The sequence below is a fragment of the Gordonia sp. 852002-51296_SCH5728562-b genome, from assembly GCF_001665475.1.
GTDB classification, from domain to species: Bacteria; Actinomycetota; Actinomycetes; order Mycobacteriales; family Mycobacteriaceae; genus Gordonia; species Gordonia sputi.
Genome location: NZ_LZMI01000132.1, coordinates 1 through 19,859 on the forward strand (window position 1 = coordinate 1; position 19,859 = coordinate 19,859).

Genomic DNA, 19,859 nt, shown 5'->3' on the forward strand with positions numbered 1-19,859 from the left:
TTGGTGATCTCGACAAGCTCGATCAGCGGTGGTGGGGTTCGATCAGCGGGGTGATCTCGACAAGCTCGATCAGCGAAAAGTAGCTCGATCAGCGCCTCAGCGGCGGGCGGGCGGGAGGCCGAGGGCCAGCATGCCGATGATGTCGCGCTGGATCTCGTTGGTGCCGCCGCCGAAGGTGAGGATCAGCGAGGTCCGCTGGTAGCGCTCGAGTCGGCCGTGGAGCTGGGCGCCGGGCGAATCCTGCCGGAGCGTCGCGGCGGGTCCGACGACCTCCATCAGCAAACGGTAAGCCTCGGTGGAGAATTCGGTGCCGAAAACCTTGGTGGCCGAGGCGTCGGCAGGACTCGGCGATCCGCCGGATGCCGCGGCGGAGGCGATTTTCCAGTTGATCAACTTCAGGTACTCGACCTTCGCGTGTACCCGCGCGAGGTTTGTGCGCACCCACGGTGCGTCGATGACGCGCTGGCCGTCGCCGGTCTTGTGTTGCTGTGCCCAAGCGACGGTTTCGCGAAGCGCGGTCTGCACGGGGGCGGCGCTGCAGAGCGCGACCCGCTCGTGGTTGAGCTGATTGGTCACCAGCGGCCAGCCGCCGCCCTCTTCGCCGACTCGCGCGCTCACCGGTACCCGGACGTCGGAGTAGTAGGTGGCCGATGTGTCAACGCCCGACATCGTGTGGACCGGGGTGTAGTCGAATCCGGCGCTGTCGGTCGGGACGATGAGCATCGAGATGCCCTTGTGTTTCTTTCCGCCGGGCTCGAGGGTCGACGGGTCGGTGCGGCACGCGAGCCAGATGTAGTCGGCGTATGCGACCAGCGACGTCCACATCTTCTGTCCGTTGATCACGTACTCGTCGCCGTCGCGCACGGCGGTCGTGCGTAGAGCCGCGAGGTCGGTGCCTGCCTCCGGCTCGGAGTATCCGATCGAGAAGTGCAGTTCACCCGCCGCGATCTTGGGCAGGAAGAAGGCCTTCTGCTCGTCGGTGCCGTAGTTCATGATCGTCGGCGCAACCGAGTTGATGGTCAGGAACGGGACGGGCGCGCCCGCGATCGCGGCCTCGTCGGTGAAGATCAACTGGTCCATCATCGAACGGTTCTGGCCGCCGAACTCGGTCGGCCAGCCGAGCGCGAGCCAGCCGTCGGAGCCCATCTGTGCCACGACGTCGCGGTACGCGTCGCCCTCGCCGAGTTCGCCGTCACCGCCCGTGAGTGCGGCGCGTCGTTCGTCTGTCATCAGCCCTGCGAAATACGACCGCAGCTCGCGACGGAGATCGGCCTGTTGCTCTGTGTACGCGATGCGCATGTTCGACCCCTGTGCTTTCGGTGGGTACTCGCCAACTTCTGAAACACGTTCTAACCTGTATCCACCCAGCCGTCAACCAGCGGACCTGACAACGAAGAGGGGTACTGATGCGAATCAAGGCGGATTTCGACCTATGTGAGGCCAACGGTGTGTGCGTCGGATTCGCACCCGAGTTCTTCGACCTCGATGACGACGACTACCTGGTGATTCTGTCCGACGAGGTGCCCGACGAGAAGGTCGACGAGGTGCGTCGGGCAGTGGCCGGATGTCCTAAGTCGGCACTGCGGCTCGAGTGAATTCGACGAGTGGTTTCGGGGGTTCTGTTCCGGCGCGCAGGGCGCGCATGTTAGAACAGGTTCTAGTAATTGAAAGGGGTTCGTGATGGTGCAGTCACTTGACGATCGGGTCGCCGTGGTCACCGGCGCCGGTGCTGGTCTCGGCAGGGCCGAGGCGATCGGTCTCGCCAAGGCGGGTGCGACCGTGATCGTCAACGACCTCGCGAACGCGCTCGACGCCAGCGACACGATCGAGACCATCACCGGCGCGGGCGGCCGAGCGGTGCCCGTCGCAGGCGACATCTCCGACTCCGGCGTCGCGGCAGAGATCATGCGCGTTGCCACCGAAGACCTCGGCCGACTCGACGTCGTGGTCAGCAACGCGGGCGTCGTCCGCGACAAGATGCTGTTCAACATGACCGACGACGAGTGGGATCTGGTGATCCGGGTCCACCTCCGGGGACACTTCCTGCTCAACCGCAACGCAGGCGCCTACTGGCGCAACGAGTCGAAGAAGGCGGGCGGACCCGTCTACGGGCGCCTGATCAACACCTCGTCGGAAGCCGGTCTGCTCGGCCCCGAGGGGCAGGCGAACTACGCCGCGGCCAAGGCCGGGATCACCGCGCTCACCCTCTCCTCGTCGCGCGCGCTCAAGCGCTACGGCGTGCGTGCAAACGCGATCTGTCCACGCGCGCGGACAGCGATGACCGCCGCGGTATTCGGTGATGGACCCGCCGATGGCGTCGACCCGCTGTCGCCCGAGCACGTTGTACGACTCGTGAATTTTCTGGCGTCGCCCGACTCCGACGACGTGACCGGACAGGTCTTCGTCGTCTATGGTCCGCGCGTTACCCTGATGGCCGCGCCGACCGTCGACGAGGTCTTCGAGGCCGAGAGTGGCACCTGGGATTCCGACGATCTCGCGAAGACGCTCACGTCGTATTTTGCCGAGCGCGATCCGTCGAAAACCTTCACGGCGCGTGGGCTGGTCAACTGACCCACTTCTGTGTGTTTTGCGTGCTAGGTTGCTTGGAAACCGGGGAAGAGGAGCAGACGTTTGTCGCGCAGGCTTGACGCGCCGCTGGAACAGGTCGGCGACTTCGTTGCCCTAGGTGTCGATTCATTCCGCGAGCTGTTTCATCGTCCTTTTCAGTGGCGGGAGACGGTCGAGCAATCGTGGGCGATCGCGCGTGTTTCGATGATGCCGACGCTGCTCGTGGCGATCCCCTTCACCGTGCTCGTCAGCTTCACGCTCAACATCCTGCTGCGCGAGATCGGTGCGCAAGACCTGTCGGGAGCAGGCGCAGCGCTCGGCACGATCACTCAGATCGGTCCCATTGTCACGGTGCTCATCGTCGCCGGAGCGGGCGCCACGGCAATCTGCGCCGACCTCGGCGCACGGACGATCCGCGAGGAAATCGACGCGATGGAGGTGCTCGGGATCAACCCGGTGCACCGACTGGTGGTTCCTCGCGTGATCGCCTCGACCGGCGTGGCGCTGTTGCTCAACAGCCTTGTGTGCACGATCGGTATCGGCGGCGGATTCTTGTTCTCGGTCTATCTGCAGGACGTCAATCCGGGTGCGTTCCTCGCCAGCCTCACGCTGCTCACCGGCTTCGGTGAGCTGATGATCTCGATGGTCAAAGCGGCGCTGTTCGGGCTGTTCGCGGGATTGGTCGGCTGCTATCAGGGACTCAACGTCAAGGGTGGGGCCAAGGGCGTCGGCGACGCGGTGAACGAGACCGTCGTCTACTCCTTCATGGCGCTGTTCGTCGTCAACGTCGTGGTGACCGCGGTCGGCGTGAAGGCGACGGCGGGCTGAGAAATGGTCCTTCCCTTCACGACGCGGCTCCAGACCGCCAGAGTCGCGATCAAACGCGCGGGCGACGACTGGAACCAGATCGGCGATCAGGCGCTCTTCTATTGGGACAGCCTGATTGCGATCCCGCGAGCGGTACGCCAGTACAAGAAGGAGACGCTTCGGCTGATCGCGGAGATCTCCATGGGCTCTGGTGCGCTGGCGATGATCGGCGGCACCGTCGTCGTGGTCGGATTCCTGACGTTGTTCACGGGCGGCACCATCGCGGTTCAGGGCTATAGTTCGCTGGCCAACATTGGTGTCGAGGCGCTGACGGGATTCTTCTCGGCGTTCATCAACGTCCGCATCGCGGTTCCGGTGATCGCGGGTATCGCGCTTGCCGCGACGATCGGCGCGGGAGCGACAGCACAGTTGGGTGCCATGCGCGTCAGTGAGGAGATCGACGCACTGGAGACCATGGCGATCTCGTCGATTCCCTACCTGGTCAGCACGCGCATCGTGGCGGGCATGATCGCGATCATCCCGCTCTACTCGCTGGCCTCCCTCGCAGCGTTCGTCGCCAGCCGATTCGCAACGGTCGTGCTCTACGGGCAGTCGTCGGGTGTGTATGACCACTACTTCAATACGTTCCTGATCCCGTCGGACATCCTCTGGTCGTTCGTGCAAGCCATCTGTATGGCCATCGCGGTGATGCTGATCCACACCTACTACGGCTACAACGCCGACGGCGGTCCGGTCGGCGTGGGCGTCGCGGTCGGCAACGCGGTGCGCGCGTCGCTGGTGGTTGTCGTCGTCATCACTCTGCTCACCTCGCTCGCCATCTACGGCGCCGACGGCAAGTTCAACCTGGCGGGCTGATCAGATGGCGCGCAGACAAGAGCGGAGCCCACTGGTCCGCAAGACGGCAGCGGTGATCATGGTGGGTGGTCTCGTCGCGGTTGTCGTCGGTGCCGGCGCACAGTTCCTCGGCTGGTTCGCCGACACTCAGTCGGTCACGCTCAACACGCCGCGAGCCGGTCTGGTGATGAGTCCCGACGCCAAGGTGAAACTGCGCGGTGTGCAGGTCGGCAGGGTCGCGACGATCAGGCAGGCCGACGGTCACGCGGTGCTCGACCTCGACATCGACAGCGACAAAATGTCGCAGATCCCCGCGAACGTGACCGCAGACATCAAATCCAACACGGTTTTCGGGGCCAAAGCCGTCAACCTGGTGATCCCAGAGACCGGACCGCAGGGCCACCTCTACGCCGGGCAGGTCATCGCGGCCGACCGGGTCGTCGTCGAACTCAATACCGTTTTCCAACAGTTGGTCAACGTGCTCGCCGACCTCCAGCCCGACAAGCTCAACGCCGTGATGGGCGCCGTCGACACTGCACTGTCGGGGCAGGGCAAGCAGATCGGTGCCTCGCTCGACCAACTGTCGGGGTTGCTCGCGAAGACCAACCCTCATCTGCCGGAGCTCAACGAGGCGATCGAACAGGCCGCGGGAGCGACCAATGTGTACGCCGACGCCATGCCGGATCTGATGCGGACCATCGACAACGCGACGTTCCTCGGCAACACGTTGCTCGACAACTCGGCCAACCTCGACGCGCTTCTGATCAACGCGACTGGGATGGCCAATACGATCAACGGCGTGCTCTCGCCGCCCAAGCAGACACTGATCAACACACTGTCGAACCTGAACCCCGTCGCGCGGCTTCTCGGCTACCAGTCGCCGGGACTGACGTGCTTCTTGACGGCCAGCGCGCAGGCCGCTGATCTCGCCAAGCCGATGCTCGGCGGCAAGAACAACAACCTGCTGCTGTACGCCGGATTACAGCCGGGCACCGACCCCTACACGTATCCGCAGAGCCTCCCGATTGTCGGCGCCGACGGCCCGCCGACCTGCGATGGAGCCCTGAGTGATCCCACAACCGACGTCAACTCGGGTTTCTACGTAACCGACAACGCTCCCGTGCCCTACCAGCCACGCACCACTCCGAAGGCCTCACGCGAGAAGCTCTTCCAGGTGCTCTTCGGGGAGCCCGCCCGTGGTTGACAATCGCACCCGCGCGTTCCGCGCCACCGTCATCAAGCTGGGCGCATTCGCGACCGTCATGATCTTGGTCTTCGTCGGCCTCGTCGCCGTGTTCAGCAACTATCGGCCGGGATCGTCGTCGGACTATTCCGCGATCTTCACGAGTGCGTCGGAGATGAAGTCGGGGTCGAAGGTGAAGATCGCCGGCGTGCAGGTCGGCACCGTGCACAAGGTCGGGTTGACGCGAAGCAACGACGCCGAGGTGTCGTTCAGCGTCGACGAGAAGTACCGGCTACCGCGATCCGTGCGCGCGTTGATCCGCTACGAAAACCTGACGGGCGACCGATATGTCGACATCGAGCAAGGCGAGGGCGATCCCGACGACACACTGCCCTCGGGGGCGACGATCCCGATCGGGCAGACCGAGCCCGCGATGGACCTCGACAAGTTGCTCGGCGGGTTCAAACCGCTGTTCCGCACGCTCAACCCCGACGAGGTGAACCAACTGTCTGCGTCGCTGATCGAGGTCTTTCAGGGCCGAGCACAGCGGGAGGCGTTGACCAATCTGCTCGCGCAGACGTCGTCGTTCACCGGCGCGCTCGCCGATCGGGACCAATTGATCGGCGACGTCATCGACAACCTCAACCAGACGCTCGGCATTCTCGACGGCGACAAGAAGGGTCTCGACACCAGCCTGGACCAGATGCAGCAGTTGATCACCGGCCTGTCGGCACAGCGCGGAACCATCGGAAACGCGCTGACGCAGACGGCCGCGGTGACCAACGGACTGTCGGGGTTGCTCGGTGCGACGCGTCCCGATCTCAAGCAGATCGTCGCCGAGACGGGCACGGTCTCGGGCAACCTGTTGAAGTCGGAGCCATACCTGCGGCAACTCGCGGGACGACTCCCCAATGACTTCAAGAAGCTCTCCAATCTCGGCAGCTACGGTGCATGGCTGCAGATCTACTTCTGTCGAATCCGGTTGCTGCTCAGCGGACCCGACGGCAAGCAGTACTTCTTCACCTCCAACGACGTGATGGGCGATACCACGAAGGCCGGAGGGAGGTGCGCGGCGACATGAGCGAGAAGCGGGCGCTCCTCAACGGGCGCAGCAGAGTTCAGATTGGACTCATCGGCGTAGTCGTCACCGCGATGGTCGTGATCGTCGCGATGCAGATGGACGAGCTGCCGTATCTGTCACCGATCAGCAGATACACCGCATATTTCGACGACGCGGGCGGGCTGGTGACCGGCGACATCGTGACGGTCTCCGGCGTGAAGGTCGGTACGGTCGAGAACATCGTGCTCGCACCGACCGACCAGGGCACGAAGGCCTCGGTCACCTTTCGCATGAACGATACCGTGGTGATGGGTACGGATACGCAGGCCGCGATCAAGACCGAAACAGTGCTCGGCAGAAGGAATCTGACGATTCTGCCGCACGGCGGTGGACGGATCCGGCCGGGCGAGTCGATCGCCAACCGGAACACCATCGCACCGTATTCACTCTCCGACGCTCTCGACGAGTCGACCAATTCGCTCGCACAGACCGACACCGATCAGCTCAACAAGGCCCTCGACACCCTGTCGGTGACGTTCTCGTCCACCCCGGACGAAGTACAGGGCGCGGTCGACGGCGTGTCACGGCTGTCCAAGGCGATTGCCGACCGCGACAACAACCTTCGTGCACTGCTGGCCAAAGCCAACGGTGTCACCGACGTGATCGGTGACCGGAGCAAGCAGATCAATCAGCTTCTCGTGGATGCCAATTCGCTCGTCGGCGAACTGCAGTTCCGACGCACCGCCATCGCGCAGCTCATCAGTGGGACCCGCGACGTCGCCGAGCAGATCTCCGGATTCATCAAGGAGAACAACGAACAACTGCGGCCGGCCCTGACGAAACTCGACGGTGTGCTCGACATCCTCAACGACAACGAGGAGAACCTCAAACAGACTCTCGACCGGCTGGGGCCGTACGCCAATGCGCTCGGCGAGGCCGTCGCATCGGGCCCGCGGTTCGAATCCCTGGTCGGCGTCAGTACTTTCGGCGATTACACCGCGACGTTCATGAAGATCCTTCAGCAGAAGTATCCCGAGGCGTGGAAGGCGTTCGGCTACAGCGGTTTCCCGCTGCTGCCGCAGGCTTGGAGCCAAGCGCCGCCCTCCCCGCAGAAGAACACGGCACCGGCGCCGCCGCCGACCTACCCGACCCCGACGGCAGGTGGCTGACATGGCATTCCGTCGTTCCCTCCCGGGGAGTCGAAAGGCATGGGGCGCAGCGGGTCTGGTGGCGCTGCTGGTTCTCGCGGCCATCATCGGATACGCGGTCTACGACAGGGCGACCACCAAGACGATCACCGCCTATTTCCCGTCGGTGAACGGTCTCTACACCGGCGACACCGTGCGTGTGCTCGGTGTCCGCGTCGGAAAGGTCAGCTCCATCACGCCTCGTGCGGGCGATGTGAAGGTGACGCTCGACGTCGATCGGTCGACGGCGATTCCGGCCGACGCACGGGCCGTGGTGGTGGCTCAGAGTCTCGTTTCCGGCCGGTTCGTCCAACTGACTCCGGTCTACGCGGGCGGAGAGCAGCTCAACGACGGCAGCGCGATTCCCATGGAGCGCACCGCTGTTCCGATGGAGTGGGACGACGTCAAGAAGCAACTCTCGAGTCTGACCAAGGCGATCGGACCCGATGGCGCCGACAAGGGATCGGCCGCCAAGCTGATGGACGTCGCCGACAAGAACCTGCAGGGCAACGGTGAGGCGATCAATTCGTCGATCACCAACCTCTCCGACGTGATGTCGACGCTGTCGTCGGGCCGCGACGACCTGTTCTCGACGATCCGCAACCTGCAGAAGCTCACCGACGCGCTCTCGACGAGTCACGAGGAGCTGGTTCAGTTCAATGGCCGGATCGCCTCTGTGACAGATGTTCTCGCCGACAACACGACGCAGCTCGACGGCGCGATGCACAATCTGGATTCCGCGATGAGCGACATCACGGCGTTCATCGACCAGAACAAGGAGGCGTTGACCAGCTCGGTGGCGAAGCTGTCGACCACGACGCGCATCCTCGCGGACAAGGACAACCAGATCCGCGGGCTGCTGCACTCGGCGCCCAATCAGCTCGCCAACTTCTACAACATCTACAACCCGCTGACCGGTTCACTGTCCGGCGTTTTCGGGCTGGGCATGGGCAACAACCTCATCACGCTGCTCTGCGGAACGATGGAGGCCAACAACAGGCCGGGCCAGAGCCAGGCCGACGTCGAGAAGTGTGTCGATGTGCTTGCGCCCGTTCTCGGTTCGATCTCGGTGGCGTACCCGCCTTTCCTCTCCGATCCGGTCGTCGGCAAGAGCGCACTACCCAGCCAGGTCACCTACCAGAACGCCGACGTCAAGGCCCGCGCCCAGCAGGGCATTCGCGATCAGGACGCAGCGACGCGTCGCGGTAACGGCGGCGGGCTCGGCGACCTGCTGGTGCCGTGGGGAGGTGAGGGCTGATGCTGCGCCCCAACCGAACTCGCGGGTCGCGCCGCAGGAGCCTGCGCGCCGCGCTCATGATCGCGGTGGTCACGGCCATCGCGACGGCCTGTGGATTCGACGGCGCCGACAGCCTGCCCGTGCCGGGCGCGCAGGGCACCGGCAACGGATCGTACGAGATCTCAGCGGTGATCCCGACCGCGGCGGGTCTCACCAACAACTCACCGGTGATGCTGAACGACGTGACGGTCGGAAGCGTCGGCAATATCGATGTCGACGCGAATTGGCATGCGGCGGTGCCGATCAGGCTCAACCCGGGGGTGCAGGTTCCACGCGGTTCGTACGTGAAGGTCGGGATGACGAGCGTGCTCGGGTCGACGCATCTGGCGATCGTGCCACCCGAGAAGGCGACAACCGGCTACCTGCACGCCGGCGATCAGATCCCGCTGCCCGCGTGCCCGGAGCAGAAGAACATCGAGCAGCCATCGGGCCAGCGGGTCGCAGACATCAACTCCGCCCAGCAGGTACCCCAGTGCGCATACCCGACCACCGAACAGGTGCTCAGTGCACTATCGGTGGTGCTCAACGGTGGTGGACTCTCGCAGCTCGGCGACATCACCCATGAGCTCAGTCAGGTGCTCGGCGGCAACGCGGCGTCGATCCGCGCGCTCGTGCCGCGCCTGAACACGCTCATCTCCGACCTCTCGAGCCAGTCGGGCGACATCATCGACGCGATGGACGGCCTCGACCGGTTGAGTACGACGATCAACCAGCAGAAGCCGACCGTCGAAAAGGCTCTCGCCGACGGGCCGGCCATCTTGGCGATGCTCAACGACGAACGCGACAAGTTCACCGGCGCATTGTCGGCGCTCAGTGGCCTCTCGAAGACCGTCAACGATGTGCTGCGCGCCAACACCGACGACATCAAGACCATCGTCGCGAACCTGAATCCGACGCTCGGCGCACTCGCTGCGGCGGGTCCGGCGCTGCCGGGGGCGACCAGAATCCTGTTCACCTTCCCCTTCTTGGAGGAGACGATTCCGCAGATCGTCAAGGGCGACTACGTGAACTCCGACCTCGTGCTCGACCTGACGGTCGACAGGCTCAAGCAGACAATTCTGATGACCTCGGGTCTCGTCGGACCGGAAGGGGTGACCGGCCAACCTGCCGGAGCGGCCAAGCGCGGGCTGGATCCGTTCACGTCGCCGCTGGTACCCGGCGGTGAGAAGCGGCCCGACAGTGCGGACCCTGTCCCCGCCGGCACGCAGGAGTCGACCGCAACGGGAACGTCCACCGCCCCCCGGACGTCCGCTCCCCGGACACCCGTTCCCGCGAACGGTGGTGGCCGATGAAGATCACCAGGTTCGTCCGGATGCAGCTCACGATCTTCGCGATCGTCACCGTCGTCGCACTTGTCGCGATGGCCGTGTACTACGTGCGCTTGCCCGCGATGGCTGGTGTCGGTCGCTACGACGTGACACTCGAACTGCCGAGCACGGGCGGCATCTACACCAACGCGAACGTCAGCTACCGCGGAGTGAACGTCGGCAAGGTCAAGGAGGTCCGCCTCACGTCGAACGGTGTCGCGGCGACGCTGTCGATCGACAGCTCGGCGAAGATCCCCGCAGACTCCACTGCGTCGATCCGCAGCGTGTCGGCGGTCGGCGAGCAGTTCGTCGAGTTCACACCCAAGTCCGGATCGGGTGGTGACTATCTCGGCGACGGTGCGGTCGTGCACAGCACCGACGTGCCGGTCGAGATCTCGTCGGTGCTCGAGCAGGCCAATGCCCTGCTCGCCAAGGTGGGCGACACCCGATTGCGCAACGTGATGGACGAGGCGTTCACCGCATTCAACGGAACCGGTGAGGATCTTCGGCGCCTGCTCGACTCGATGACGCTCCTCGTCGCCGACGCCGACAAGAACGTCGACGTGACGATCGATCTGATCAAGCAGACCGGCCCGCTGCTGGAGACGCAGAACAGGACAGCGGACTCGGTCCGTGCGTGGACGGCGAACGCCGTCAAGGTGACCGATCAGTTGCGTGCCAACAAGCCGGAGATCACCGACATCCTGACCAAGGGGCCGTCGACGGCGTCGAAGTCGCAGCAGTTGTTCGCAGACATGGATCAGACGCTGCCGATGCTGATCAACAACCTCGGCGTCGCGTCGAAGACACTGGCGCTCTACCTGCCGAATCTCCAGCAGGTGGTGGTGATCTATCCGCGGTTGATCAGCTCGCTGCTGACCGCGGTTCATCAGGGCTCGGCCGAGTACGGGCCGAGCGTCCTGTTCTCGCTGGGCTTCCAGGATCCCGCGCCGTGCACCGTCGGATTCATGCCGTCCAACGAGTGGCGCAGTCCCGCGGTGCAAACCGCCCGCGACCTGCCTCCCGGTCTGCTGTGCCGGTTACCGCAGGATGCGCAGATCGCGGTTCGCGGTGCCAGGAACTTCCCGTGCGCCGAGTTCCCCGGCCGACGCGCCCCGACGCCTGAGGAATGCCGGACGGGCTTCAAGGCGAGCACGGAGAAGAACGTCGCTCTGCCCAACGGGATCCCGGGCCTCGTGCCCGCCCCCGCCGGCTATACGACGCCTGGTACCCCCGGGTCGTATGAGGCTGGTCCGGCCGTTTACGGCACCACGTACGATCCGGATACGGGTGACTTCATCGGCCCGGACGGCAAGACGTACAACGCCGGAACCGGCAGGGACGCTCCTGCAAGCAGCGACAGTCAAGGACAAAGCAGCACGTGGCAGGGATTGATCACCAGCGGGATGGCAGGGTGAATCGGCAGGTGGGCGCTCAACCGGTGCGCTCGGCACCGCTGCGCCGGGGCCGCAAGAACAAGCGCGAACCGATCAAGCCCGCCGAGAGCGCGCCGGCACCGGAGCAACTCGACGAGAACACCGCCGAAGCCGAGGCCGTTGAGAGCGCTGTGGAGCCCGCTGAGGCCGCCGAGGAAACTGCCGAGAGCACCGCCGAACCCGCCGGGGGCACCGCCGAACCCGCCGGGGAATCCGCGGTCAGCTACCGCGAACGCCGCGCCAAAAGGCAGGGTTCGACGCCGAGCCGGCAGGTGGAACGTCGCGCGCGAGTGGGTCGCGGAGCAGGTGGCAAGTGGGTCGTCGCCGGTGTGGTGTGCGCGCTGTTCATCGTCGCGTGCGTCGTCGCGTCGACCTTCTTCGCCGTCGGAACCAGTCGGCTCGATCACCACAACGAGCTGCGAGCGTCGTACTCGGGCTTTGCGCGTCAGATGACCATCGACCTGACATCGCTCAACCCCGGCAACGTCGACAAGGCGTTGCAGACAGTGCAGGACAAGACGAGTGGCCCTGCGCAGCAACGGATCAAGCAGTCCATGGCCCAGGTGACCGACCTGATCCGTACCCAGAATCAGACCGTCACGTCGTCGGTGATCACCGACGCGGTCACCAAGGCGACCGACGACGAGGGCTCGGTGATCGTCGTGTACGGGTGGGAGATGAAGTCGCAGGATCCCAAGCAGGAGACCGTTATTCAGACGTTCCGCTGGCGAGTGGACATCACACGGATCAACGGTGATCTCAAGATGACCAACTTCGAGTGGGTGGTCTGATGGCGACCGCAATCACGACGCGACGCCTCGTCGGAGTGGGACTCGCCGTCATCGCGGTGGCGTGTGCCGTGCTGACCGGGTTTCTCGGATTCAGGTACTTCGACGCTCGTGCCACGGAGGACTCGCGTGAGTCATCACTGTCTGCGGCAAGGGATTACGCGACGACGATGTTCGGCTACGACCCGGTGAACGTCGCCGATCACGTGCAGCGGTCCAAGAACGTCGTCATCGGATCGGCGAAGACCGAGTACGACAGGCTGATCGCGCAGCCGCTGCCCGACGACAAGGACAACTTTGTCGAGGGAGTGCGCAAGCAGCGCGTCGTCTCTCAGGCCGTCATCCAGGACGCGGGCGTCGTGACCAACACACGCGACACCTCGACGGTGCTGCTCTTCATGAATCAGTCGGTCAGCCGCAACGGTAAGGACCTCGTGCGGGTGGACCCGAGCCGACTGACGTTCTCGATGGTCCGCCACGACGACACCTGGATGATCGAGAAGATCGAGATCATCACCGACGACTCGTTCCGCAGTCGTATCGAGCAGACATCGACTCCGCCGGCAGGTGCGGTCCCGCTCCCCGGGCCGTCATCGGCAAGTCCGGCACCGAGTCCGTCGCCTGACGCTCCCACCGAATCGTCGGCACCACCCGCTGGTTAGTGGTAACACCCCTTTGTGCGGACGAGCCAAATCTGTCCGTGGACTTCATGTCCGGAGGACATGGTGTAGGTCACTCCGGCATAGATAGTGTCGTGTGGCACACAGCAGGGCGGCGTCGAGCGGCTAGTTCCGCGAATTAGCGCCCGCCGCAACGACTTTCGTGATGAAGCACGATGCAGTCCTCGAATTCAGGCACCTATCGGTGATGTCGTCGCACCTGTTGTGCAGCGCCAACAGATTCGAGAGAGGTTCGTGTTGATGTCGGAAGTGTCCAATTCGGAATTGCAGGGTAAGCGCATTTTCATCACCGGTTCTGCGCGCGGTGTCGGGCGGGGAATCGCCGAGCTGGCGATCAGCCGCGGCGCCCAGGTGGTGATCAGTGACTTCGACGAGGACGCGGCTCACAAGACAGCAGCCGATCTGAGTGCGGCAGGCGTAGCCAATTGCGACGTGACCGACGAGGCGAGCGTCGTCGACGCGATCGCTCGGGTGCAGGAACTGCTCGGCGGGCTGGATGTGCTGGTCAACAACGCGGGCATCGAGATCGCGGCACCGCTCGCAGTGCAGTCGACGGACAGCTTCGACAAGATCTTCGCGGTGAACGTCCGTGGACCGTTCGTGGCCACCAAGGCTGCCGTGCCCGCGCTGGCCGAAAGCAAGGGCAACGTCGTCAACATCGCATCGGTCGCGGGGGTCGGCGGAAGTCCGCTGCTCGGCTCGTACTGCGCCACCAAGGCGGCGCTCATCCAGCTCACCCGTGTGTTCGCGGTCGAACTCCGTCAGACCGGAATTCGCGTCAACGCCGTCTGTCCCGGATTCGCGGATACGTCCATGGTCGACCGGCTCGCCCCCGAGTTCGAAGCGGCGACCGACGCCCCCTTCGGTGACCTCGTCGCCGCAAAGCAGGGACGTCTCGGAACCGTGGAAGACATCGCGGAGGTCGCGTGCTTCCTCGCATCAGACCGCGCGAGTTGGGTAACCGGAAGCCACTATGTGCTCGACGGCGGGCTCACCGCTTCCCTTGTCTGACTTCGTATTTCGACTCACTCCGACCTATACGTAGAAAACGTCCCACCAGTAGAGAAAGAGGACCAACTCATGTCACAGAAGCTGGACGGCCGCGTTGCCGTTGTCACCGGAGCGGGCGCAGGACTCGGCGCCGCAATCGCCAGACGGTTCGGAGAGGAGGGTGCGCGTGTGGTGGTCTCCGACATCAACGCCGACGCCGCCAAGTCGGTCGCGTACTCGATCGACGGCGCTATCGCGTGCACCACGGATGTCACCGATGAGGCGCAGGTGCAGCAACTGATCGCCGACACGCAGGAGCATTTCGGCGGGCTGCACATCATGGTTCCCAACGCGGGGGTCGGTTCCGTGCAGCCGATTGCGGAGATGTCGTACGCGGACTGGCGCAAGACCACCTCGGTCAACCTCGACGGCGTGTTTCTCTCGATCCGCTACGCCGCACCGGCGATCATCGCGTCCGGCGGAGGGTCGATCGTGACGATCAGCTCGATCACCGCGACCGCGGGCTCCGCGCTGATCGCGCCGTATGCCGCGGCCAAGGCTGCAGTACGCAACCTCACCGAGACCGCAGCCGCGGAGTTCCGGGCGCACGGAATCCGGGTCAACGCCGTGCTGCCGGGCTTCATCGATACGGAACTGGTCACCACCGCGGCTCCACTGTTCGAAGCCGCCCTCGGACTACCCGAAGGCGGCTTCGACGCAGTCATGGCGCAGAAGCAGGGACGCTACGGAACGCCGGAAGAAGTAGCTGCTGCGGTGACCTTCTTTGCCTCGGACGAATCGTCGTGGTGCAACGGCAGCAGCCTCGTGCTCGACGGCGGATTCGTGAGCTCGCTGCTGTAAACCCGAGCCTGGGACTCGAGTCAGGAGACCTGATAGCCCATCGGCATCATCGTCGACTTGTGTTCGACGAACGACTCGAGTCCCTCTGGCCCGCATTCGCGGCCGATGCCCGAGCTCTTGAAGCCACCGAACGGTGAGCCGGGGTCGATGGCGTAGAAGTTGATCCCGAAGGTGCCGGTGCGGATCTTCTCGGAGATCTCGATGCCGCGCTCGACGTCGGCGGTCCACACGGTGCCCGCCAGACCGTAGTCGGAGTCGTTGGCGATGGCGATCGCGTCGTCGACGTCGTCGTAGGTGATGACCGACAGCACCGGGCCGAAGATCTCTTCCTGGGCGATCGTCATGTCGTTGGTGACGTCGGTGAAGATCGTCGGGGTGAGGAAGTAGCCGGAGTCGAGGCCCTCGGGGCGGCCGCCTTCGAGGGTCGCGGTGGCTCCCTCTTCCTTGCCCTTGGCGATGTAGCCCTCGATCTTCTCCAACTGGCGCTTGTTGATGACGGGTCCGAGCTGGCTGTCGGGTTCGCTCGGCAGGCCGACCTTCATGGCGTTGGCTGCCTCGACCATTGCCGCGACGATCTCGTCCTTGCGGCTCGCGGGCACCAGCACCCTGGTCTGCGCGACGCACGCCTGTCCGGTGTTGAACAGGCCGAGGAAGACCATCATGCCGATGTTGTTGATGTCGACGTCATCGAGGACGATTGCCGCCGACTTGCCGCCGAGCTCCAGCGAGCAGCGTTTGAGCGACTCGGCACACGCGGCGCCGATCTGCCGACCGGCGGCCGTCGACCCGGTGAACGTGATCTTGTCGACGTCCGGGTGCGCGACGAGTGCTTTGCCGGTGTCCGGTCCGCCGGGGATGATCGAGATGACTCCCTCGGGAACGCCTGCCTCGGTGAAGATCTCGGCGACGGCGTTGGCCGTCCGCGGTGTCTCCGGTGCAGGTTTGAGCACCACTGAACAGCCGGCCGCGAGTGCTGCGCCGAGCTTGTTGCAGACGAGGAAGAGCGGGACGTTCCATGCGGTGATCGCGCCGACGACCCCGACCGGTTCACGCGTGATGCGCGTGGTGCCGAACAGGCCGTTGCGGTACTCGATCCAGGCGTAGTTGCGTGCGGCCTCGGCGTACGAGCGCAGCACGCCGGTGCCGGGCAGCTTCTGCAGCATGTCGACGGCGCTCGGCGGGGCGCCCATCTCCGACGACACCAGAGCCGAGATCGCTTCTGCGCGTTCGTCGATGATGTCGGCCACGCGATCGAGCACGGCTGCACGGTCTTCCGGAGACTTCTGCGACCACACGCCAGCATCGAAGGCGGCGCGAGCGGTACGGACAGCCGTGTCGACGTCGACCTCGTCGGCGAGCGGAACGGATGCGACTCGCTCGCCGGTCGCGGGCGAGAACACCTCGAGGATCTCGGTCGAATGGGGCTTCACCCACGTGCCGCCGATGTAGAGCTCGGTCCGGTCGTCGGATGTGCCTGCCTCGTTCGAGGAACGAGGTTCGACGGTCTGGGTCATGCGTGCTCCTGAAGTTGGTACCCGATGTTTCCCTCGACTCCGCTGTGCTCTGGAGATTGCTGAACACTCTTCGGGGAGGGGCGCGGACAGGTGTGAACCACCGCACATCCAATACTAGAACACGTTCTAACTCTGGTGTCGAGATCAGGAATCGAAGGCGATGCGGGCGGCGAATCCCTCGACGGCGTCGTCGAGTATCGCGATCCGCGCGGGGGTGTCGGGTGCTTCGAGGAGTGACTGTCGGTCGGCGGCGCCGATCGGAAGGCGGGCTGCCCAGCCGAAGAGCCCGGCGTCGTCGAGGTCGGCGTCGTCGAACGAAGGCAGGTCGTCGGGGATGGGTGTGCCACGCCGGGTGTAGGCGTCGACGACGATCTCACGGATGCGGACTCCGAGCGCGATCGAGTCGGCACGGGCCGCGGCGTTGGTCTTCGGCTCGTTGAGGACTGACACTTCGGCGCGCGGGTACGGATCGTCGGGCAACCATTCGGTCACCCGGAAGCGTCTGGTGCCGACGCAATGGACGTACGACAGTCCGCCCGGGTCGCGGCTCACGCGGTCGATTGCCGCGAAGGTTCCGACGTCGTGGCGCACATCGCCGCCGCCGACCTCCGAACCGCGCGCGATGAGAACGACACCGAAACGTGGCGGTCCGTCGGCGACGGCGAGGCAGTCGTCGAGCATCGTTCGATAGCGCGGTTCGAAGATCCGCAGCGGAAGCACCTCACCCGGCAGCAGCGCTGTGCCGAGCGGGAACATGGGTTGTGCGCTCATGTTCACACTCTCCGTGTGGGCAATCGTCTATCCGGTGTGAAAGGGATTGTCAGGCAGAGGGTTTCGCGTCGAGGACGACCTCGAACTCGAGAAGGTCTGCGCCGCTGGCAACCGGCTTCGCGCGCTCACCCGAATGAGCCTCGCGTGCGGGACCGGCAGCCCATGCCTGGAAATCCTCTTCGGTCTCCCACTGCGTGACGACGAAGTAGCGGTCGTCGCCCTTGACCGGGCGCAGCAACTGGAATCCGAGGAAGCCCTTCGAGCCGTCGACCGAGTGCGCGCGGTGTGCGAAGCGCTTCTCGAGTTCGGGCCCTGAGCCCTCGGGGACATGGATCGCGTTGATCTTCACAACAGTCATGTCCTCAGCCTAGTTCGGAATGTCTGTGCGTCGGATTAACCTCATTCACTGTGACTGCATATTCGACGCCCGAGGCGGGATATCCGACGTCGGAGGCGGGGTATGTGACGGCTGAGACGGGCCTGCTCGATCACGGCGGTCCGGACCGGGGCCTCGATGCGCAGCAGTCGGCGGACGCGCTCGGTGTTGGGCCGATCGTGCTGCTCCACGGACTCATGGGGCGTGGCCGCACCTGGCGGCGGCAGATTCCCTGGCTACGTAGGTACGGCCGGGTGTTCACGTTCGACGCCGCATTTCACACCGGAGCCGACGCCGCGCTCATCTCCGATCCCGCGGAGGTCTCCACCGAACGATTCGTCGCCGACCTCGCCGAGATCCTCACCTGGATCGACCTCGGACCCGCTGTGCTGGTTGGACATTCGATGGGCGCGCTGCATGCGTGGTGCGCCGCCGCGGAGTACCCCGAACTGGTCAGCGCGCTCGTCGTCGAAGACATGGCGCCGGACTTCCGTGGCCGCACCACCGCCGAGTGGACGCCCTGGTTCGACTCTTGGCCCGACCGGTTCAGCTCACTCGGACACGCCAGGCAGATGTTCGGCGACGTCGCGGGACGGTATTTCTACGAGGCATTCGACGACGGCGCGTTGCACGGTCAGCTCGCAACCTGGGCCGCGATCGCGCAGGAGTGGGGTGAACGCGACTTCTGGGATCAGTGGCGCAGCGTTCCGGTGCCGAGTCTGCTGATCGAAGCCGAGCACACCGTGACGCCCGAGGGGCAGATGCGGAAGATGGCGTCGATCAACGACCACTCCGCTCACATCCAGATCAGCGGCGCAGGTCACCTCATACACGACGACGCCCCGGAGGTCTTCCGGGGCGCCGTCGAAGCGTTTCTCTCTGCGTTGCCGTATCGGTAGCTGCTCAGGGAGCGGGCGGCGCGATCGGCTCGTTGACGATGCGACGGAACGCGTGCACCTGGAACAGTGCGGCGAGCGGTGCCGACACGATCAGGCCGATGCCGCAGATCAGGGCGCCCACGAGGTTGGTGAGCCACACGATGATCAGGGTCAGGATCGAGTCGCCGATCCTGTTGGTGGTGACCCTGAACGAACGAGTAATGGCGTCGCCTGGCGATTTGCCCTCACTGATCGTCGCGAGGACAGCGAACTGCAGGAGGAATCCCGCGATGAGGCCGCCGATACCGATGCACAGGGAGGCGACGCCGGTGATGAGTCCGACGAGGATTGCCGTGCCGATGACGGGGCCGAAGCGGATGGGCACCAGGAACGATTTGGCGTCGACGGATTCTCCGTTGGCGACACGTACCGCGCCGGAGAGAATCGCTGCTTCGATGTACAGCAGGATCAGAAGCCCGATGATGTAGATGGCGATGAATGCGGCGAGCCCTCCGGCGCTGATCGACGTGGTCTCGTAGCTGTAGCTGGTGCCGCCGTATTCGGAGCCGCCGAGTGTTTCGGTGGTGGTGGTCGTGTAAAGCGACGAACCCCAGACGATCAATGACCAGAACACAAGTGCTACGAGAGCCATGATCACGCCGGGCAGAATCATCGGGCCGGGGTTGGCCTTGAACTGGCTCCATGCCCAACTGAAGCTCTCGCCGACGCTGAACGGGGTGCCAGGAGCGCCGGGTGCGGGTGCGGCCGGGTAACCGGGTGCGGCACCGAACTGGCCGGGAGGTGGCGTACCGCCGGGGGGAACCGAACCCGGCTGCGGTTGCCCGTACTGGGGCTGGCCGTACTGGGGTTGGCCGGTCGGCGGCTGGCCGTACTGGGGTTGGCCGGTCGGCGGCTGGCCGTACTGGGGCTGGCCGGTCGGGGGCTGCCCGTACTGCGGTTGCCCGTACTGGGGCTGGCCGGTCGGAGGTTGCCCGTACTGGGGCTGGCCGGTCGGAGGTTGCCCGTACTGGGGTTGACCGGTCGGGGGCTGGTCGGTCGAGGGCTTGCTGAGGTCGGGTTGTCCGTATTGAGGTTGGCCGGGTGCGGGTTGGCCATACTGGGGTTGTCCGTACTGGGGTTGACCCGGCGTGGGGTTCGTCCCGTACGGCTCGTTCGGGTTGGATCCGGAAGGCGTCGATTCGTTCGGCGGCTCAGTCATCAGGCAAAGCTAGCAACCCTTGCGGCTCAGTTGAAGAGTACGAACGACATATTGCTGACCGTGTCGTGGTCCGGCTGATCTG

General features: G+C 64.8%; 20 protein-coding genes. 15 read left to right on the forward strand and 5 right to left on the reverse strand.

All coding sequences use genetic code 11. The features are described 5' to 3' along the window. Nucleotides 1–96: 96 nt before the first annotated feature. Entirely contained in the window at nucleotides 97–1,299 is a 1,203-nt protein-coding gene (locus A5766_RS21910; protein WP_005204753.1) for an acyl-CoA dehydrogenase family protein, read from the reverse strand. Nucleotides 1,300–1,406: 107 nt separating this feature from the next. On the opposite strand from A5766_RS21910, the gene A5766_RS21915 reads away from it, so the two are divergent. The 14 genes from A5766_RS21915 (at nucleotide 1,407) to A5766_RS21980 (ending at nucleotide 15,019) form a co-directional block, all read left to right on the forward strand. Beyond that, nucleotides 1,407–1,595, forward strand: a complete 189-nt coding sequence (locus A5766_RS21915) for a ferredoxin (protein WP_005204755.1) — start codon at nucleotides 1,407–1,409, stop codon at nucleotides 1,593–1,595. Nucleotides 1,596–1,680: 85 nt separating this feature from the next. Further along, entirely contained in the window at nucleotides 1,681–2,571 is an 891-nt protein-coding gene (locus A5766_RS21920; RefSeq protein ID WP_005204756.1) for a 3-oxoacyl-ACP reductase, read from the forward strand. A 60-nt stretch (nucleotides 2,572–2,631) separates the two neighbouring features. After that, nucleotides 2,632–3,396, forward strand: coding sequence for an MlaE family ABC transporter permease (locus tag A5766_RS21925; protein WP_005204758.1), 765 nt, complete (start codon nucleotides 2,632–2,634; stop codon nucleotides 3,394–3,396). Between the two features lie 3 nt (nucleotides 3,397–3,399). Beyond that, the gene (locus A5766_RS21930) at nucleotides 3,400–4,251 is read left to right on the forward strand and encodes an MlaE family ABC transporter permease (protein ID WP_005204760.1); all 852 of its coding nucleotides are present in this window, start codon (nucleotides 3,400–3,402) and stop codon (nucleotides 4,249–4,251) included. Between the two features lie 4 nt (nucleotides 4,252–4,255). Continuing rightward, the gene (locus A5766_RS21935; protein WP_005204762.1) at nucleotides 4,256–5,434 is read left to right on the forward strand and encodes an MCE family protein; all 1,179 of its coding nucleotides are present in this window, start codon (nucleotides 4,256–4,258) and stop codon (nucleotides 5,432–5,434) included. Then, nucleotides 5,427–6,494 carry an MCE family protein gene (locus A5766_RS21940; protein ID WP_005204764.1) on the forward strand — a complete coding sequence of 356 codons (1,068 nt, stop codon included), beginning with the start codon at nucleotides 5,427–5,429 and terminating at the stop codon, nucleotides 6,492–6,494. Before A5766_RS21935 ends, A5766_RS21940 begins: the two co-directional genes overlap by 8 nt. Next, nucleotides 6,491–7,642 carry an MCE family protein gene (locus tag A5766_RS21945; protein WP_064906560.1) on the forward strand — a complete coding sequence of 384 codons (1,152 nt, stop codon included), beginning with the start codon at nucleotides 6,491–6,493 and terminating at the stop codon, nucleotides 7,640–7,642. The genes A5766_RS21940 and A5766_RS21945 overlap by 4 nt, the downstream gene beginning before the upstream one ends. A gap of 1 nt (nucleotide 7,643) precedes the next feature. Next, a complete protein-coding gene (locus A5766_RS21950) occupies nucleotides 7,644–8,918 on the forward strand; it encodes an MCE family protein (RefSeq protein ID WP_005204767.1) in 1,275 nt (424 codons plus the stop codon). Further along, nucleotides 8,918–10,249: an MlaD family protein gene (locus A5766_RS21955; RefSeq protein WP_082965602.1), complete on the forward strand. Its 1,332-nt coding sequence runs from the start codon at nucleotides 8,918–8,920 to the stop codon at nucleotides 10,247–10,249. Before A5766_RS21950 ends, A5766_RS21955 begins: the two co-directional genes overlap by 1 nt. After that, on the forward strand, nucleotides 10,246–11,682 hold the full coding sequence (locus A5766_RS21960) for an MCE family protein (protein WP_005204770.1): 1,437 nt from the start codon (nucleotides 10,246–10,248) through the stop codon (nucleotides 11,680–11,682). Before A5766_RS21955 ends, A5766_RS21960 begins: the two co-directional genes overlap by 4 nt. 8 nt (nucleotides 11,683–11,690) lie before the next feature. Then, the gene (locus A5766_RS21965; RefSeq protein WP_231894777.1) at nucleotides 11,691–12,491 is read left to right on the forward strand and encodes a hypothetical protein; all 801 of its coding nucleotides are present in this window, start codon (nucleotides 11,691–11,693) and stop codon (nucleotides 12,489–12,491) included. Continuing rightward, a complete protein-coding gene (locus tag A5766_RS21970) occupies nucleotides 12,491–13,150 on the forward strand; it encodes a hypothetical protein (RefSeq protein WP_005204773.1) in 660 nt (219 codons plus the stop codon). The genes A5766_RS21965 and A5766_RS21970 overlap by 1 nt, the downstream gene beginning before the upstream one ends. Nucleotides 13,151–13,408: 258 nt before the next feature. Beyond that, nucleotides 13,409–14,179 (forward strand): SDR family NAD(P)-dependent oxidoreductase, encoded by a 771-nt coding sequence (locus A5766_RS21975; RefSeq protein WP_005204775.1) that lies wholly within the window; start codon nucleotides 13,409–13,411, stop codon nucleotides 14,177–14,179. A gap of 69 nt (nucleotides 14,180–14,248) precedes the next feature. Further along, complete coding sequence (locus tag A5766_RS21980; RefSeq protein ID WP_005204778.1) at nucleotides 14,249–15,019, forward strand: glucose 1-dehydrogenase; 771 nt, start codon at nucleotides 14,249–14,251, stop codon at nucleotides 15,017–15,019. 20 nt (nucleotides 15,020–15,039) lie between these two features. On the opposite strand, the gene A5766_RS21985 is transcribed toward A5766_RS21980, so the two are convergent. The 3 genes from A5766_RS21985 to A5766_RS21995 all read right to left on the reverse strand — a co-directional run bounded on the left by A5766_RS21985 (nucleotide 15,040) and on the right by A5766_RS21995 (nucleotide 17,662). Next, a complete protein-coding gene (locus A5766_RS21985) occupies nucleotides 15,040–16,533 on the reverse strand; it encodes an aldehyde dehydrogenase (protein WP_005204780.1) in 1,494 nt (497 codons plus the stop codon). A 144-nt stretch (nucleotides 16,534–16,677) separates the two neighbouring features. Then, nucleotides 16,678–17,289 (reverse strand): LON peptidase substrate-binding domain-containing protein, encoded by a 612-nt coding sequence (locus tag A5766_RS21990; RefSeq protein WP_005204782.1) that lies wholly within the window; start codon nucleotides 17,287–17,289, stop codon nucleotides 16,678–16,680. Between the two features lie 64 nt (nucleotides 17,290–17,353). Continuing rightward, nucleotides 17,354–17,662 (reverse strand): antibiotic biosynthesis monooxygenase family protein, encoded by a 309-nt coding sequence (locus A5766_RS21995; protein ID WP_005204783.1) that lies wholly within the window; start codon nucleotides 17,660–17,662, stop codon nucleotides 17,354–17,356. Between the two features lie 50 nt (nucleotides 17,663–17,712). Between A5766_RS21995 and A5766_RS22000 the strand changes: the two genes are divergently transcribed. After that, the gene (locus A5766_RS22000; RefSeq protein ID WP_005204785.1) at nucleotides 17,713–18,579 is read left to right on the forward strand and encodes an alpha/beta fold hydrolase; all 867 of its coding nucleotides are present in this window, start codon (nucleotides 17,713–17,715) and stop codon (nucleotides 18,577–18,579) included. Nucleotides 18,580–18,583: 4 nt separating this feature from the next. Here the strand turns inward: A5766_RS22000 and A5766_RS24530 are convergent, their stop codons facing one another. Next, the gene (locus A5766_RS24530; RefSeq protein WP_064906414.1) at nucleotides 18,584–19,777 is read right to left on the reverse strand and encodes a hypothetical protein; all 1,194 of its coding nucleotides are present in this window, start codon (nucleotides 19,775–19,777) and stop codon (nucleotides 18,584–18,586) included. Nucleotides 19,778–19,859: the final 82 nt, after the last annotated feature.

Excerpts from the sequence above, each read along its gene's own strand:
- A5766_RS21975 (WP_005204775.1), top strand. The coding sequence starts at position 13,409 with ATGTCGGAAGTGTCCAATTCGGAATTGCAGGGTAAGCGCATTTTCATC.
- A5766_RS21985 (WP_005204780.1), bottom strand. The coding sequence starts at position 16,533 with ATGACCCAGACCGTCGAACCTCGTTCCTCGAACGAGGCAGGCACATCC.
- A5766_RS24530 (WP_064906414.1), bottom strand. The coding sequence starts at position 19,777 with ATGACTGAGCCGCCGAACGAATCGACGCCTTCCGGATCCAACCCGAAC.
- A5766_RS21990 (WP_005204782.1), bottom strand. The coding sequence starts at position 17,289 with ATGTTCCCGCTCGGCACAGCGCTGCTGCCGGGTGAGGTGCTTCCGCTG.
- A5766_RS21920 (WP_005204756.1), top strand. The coding sequence starts at position 1,681 with ATGGTGCAGTCACTTGACGATCGGGTCGCCGTGGTCACCGGCGCCGGT.
- A5766_RS21980 (WP_005204778.1), top strand. The coding sequence starts at position 14,249 with ATGTCACAGAAGCTGGACGGCCGCGTTGCCGTTGTCACCGGAGCGGGC.
- A5766_RS21950 (WP_005204767.1), top strand. The coding sequence starts at position 7,644 with ATGGCATTCCGTCGTTCCCTCCCGGGGAGTCGAAAGGCATGGGGCGCA.
- A5766_RS21910 (WP_005204753.1), bottom strand. The coding sequence starts at position 1,299 with ATGCGCATCGCGTACACAGAGCAACAGGCCGATCTCCGTCGCGAGCTG.
- A5766_RS21915 (WP_005204755.1), top strand. The coding sequence starts at position 1,407 with ATGCGAATCAAGGCGGATTTCGACCTATGTGAGGCCAACGGTGTGTGC.
- A5766_RS21960 (WP_005204770.1), top strand. The coding sequence starts at position 10,246 with ATGAAGATCACCAGGTTCGTCCGGATGCAGCTCACGATCTTCGCGATC.
- A5766_RS21970 (WP_005204773.1), top strand. The coding sequence starts at position 12,491 with ATGGCGACCGCAATCACGACGCGACGCCTCGTCGGAGTGGGACTCGCC.
- A5766_RS21955 (WP_082965602.1), top strand. The coding sequence starts at position 8,918 with ATGCTGCGCCCCAACCGAACTCGCGGGTCGCGCCGCAGGAGCCTGCGC.
- A5766_RS21930 (WP_005204760.1), top strand. The coding sequence starts at position 3,400 with ATGGTCCTTCCCTTCACGACGCGGCTCCAGACCGCCAGAGTCGCGATC.
- A5766_RS21945 (WP_064906560.1), top strand. The coding sequence starts at position 6,491 with ATGAGCGAGAAGCGGGCGCTCCTCAACGGGCGCAGCAGAGTTCAGATT.
- A5766_RS21935 (WP_005204762.1), top strand. The coding sequence starts at position 4,256 with ATGGCGCGCAGACAAGAGCGGAGCCCACTGGTCCGCAAGACGGCAGCG.
- A5766_RS21995 (WP_005204783.1), bottom strand. The coding sequence starts at position 17,662 with ATGACTGTTGTGAAGATCAACGCGATCCATGTCCCCGAGGGCTCAGGG.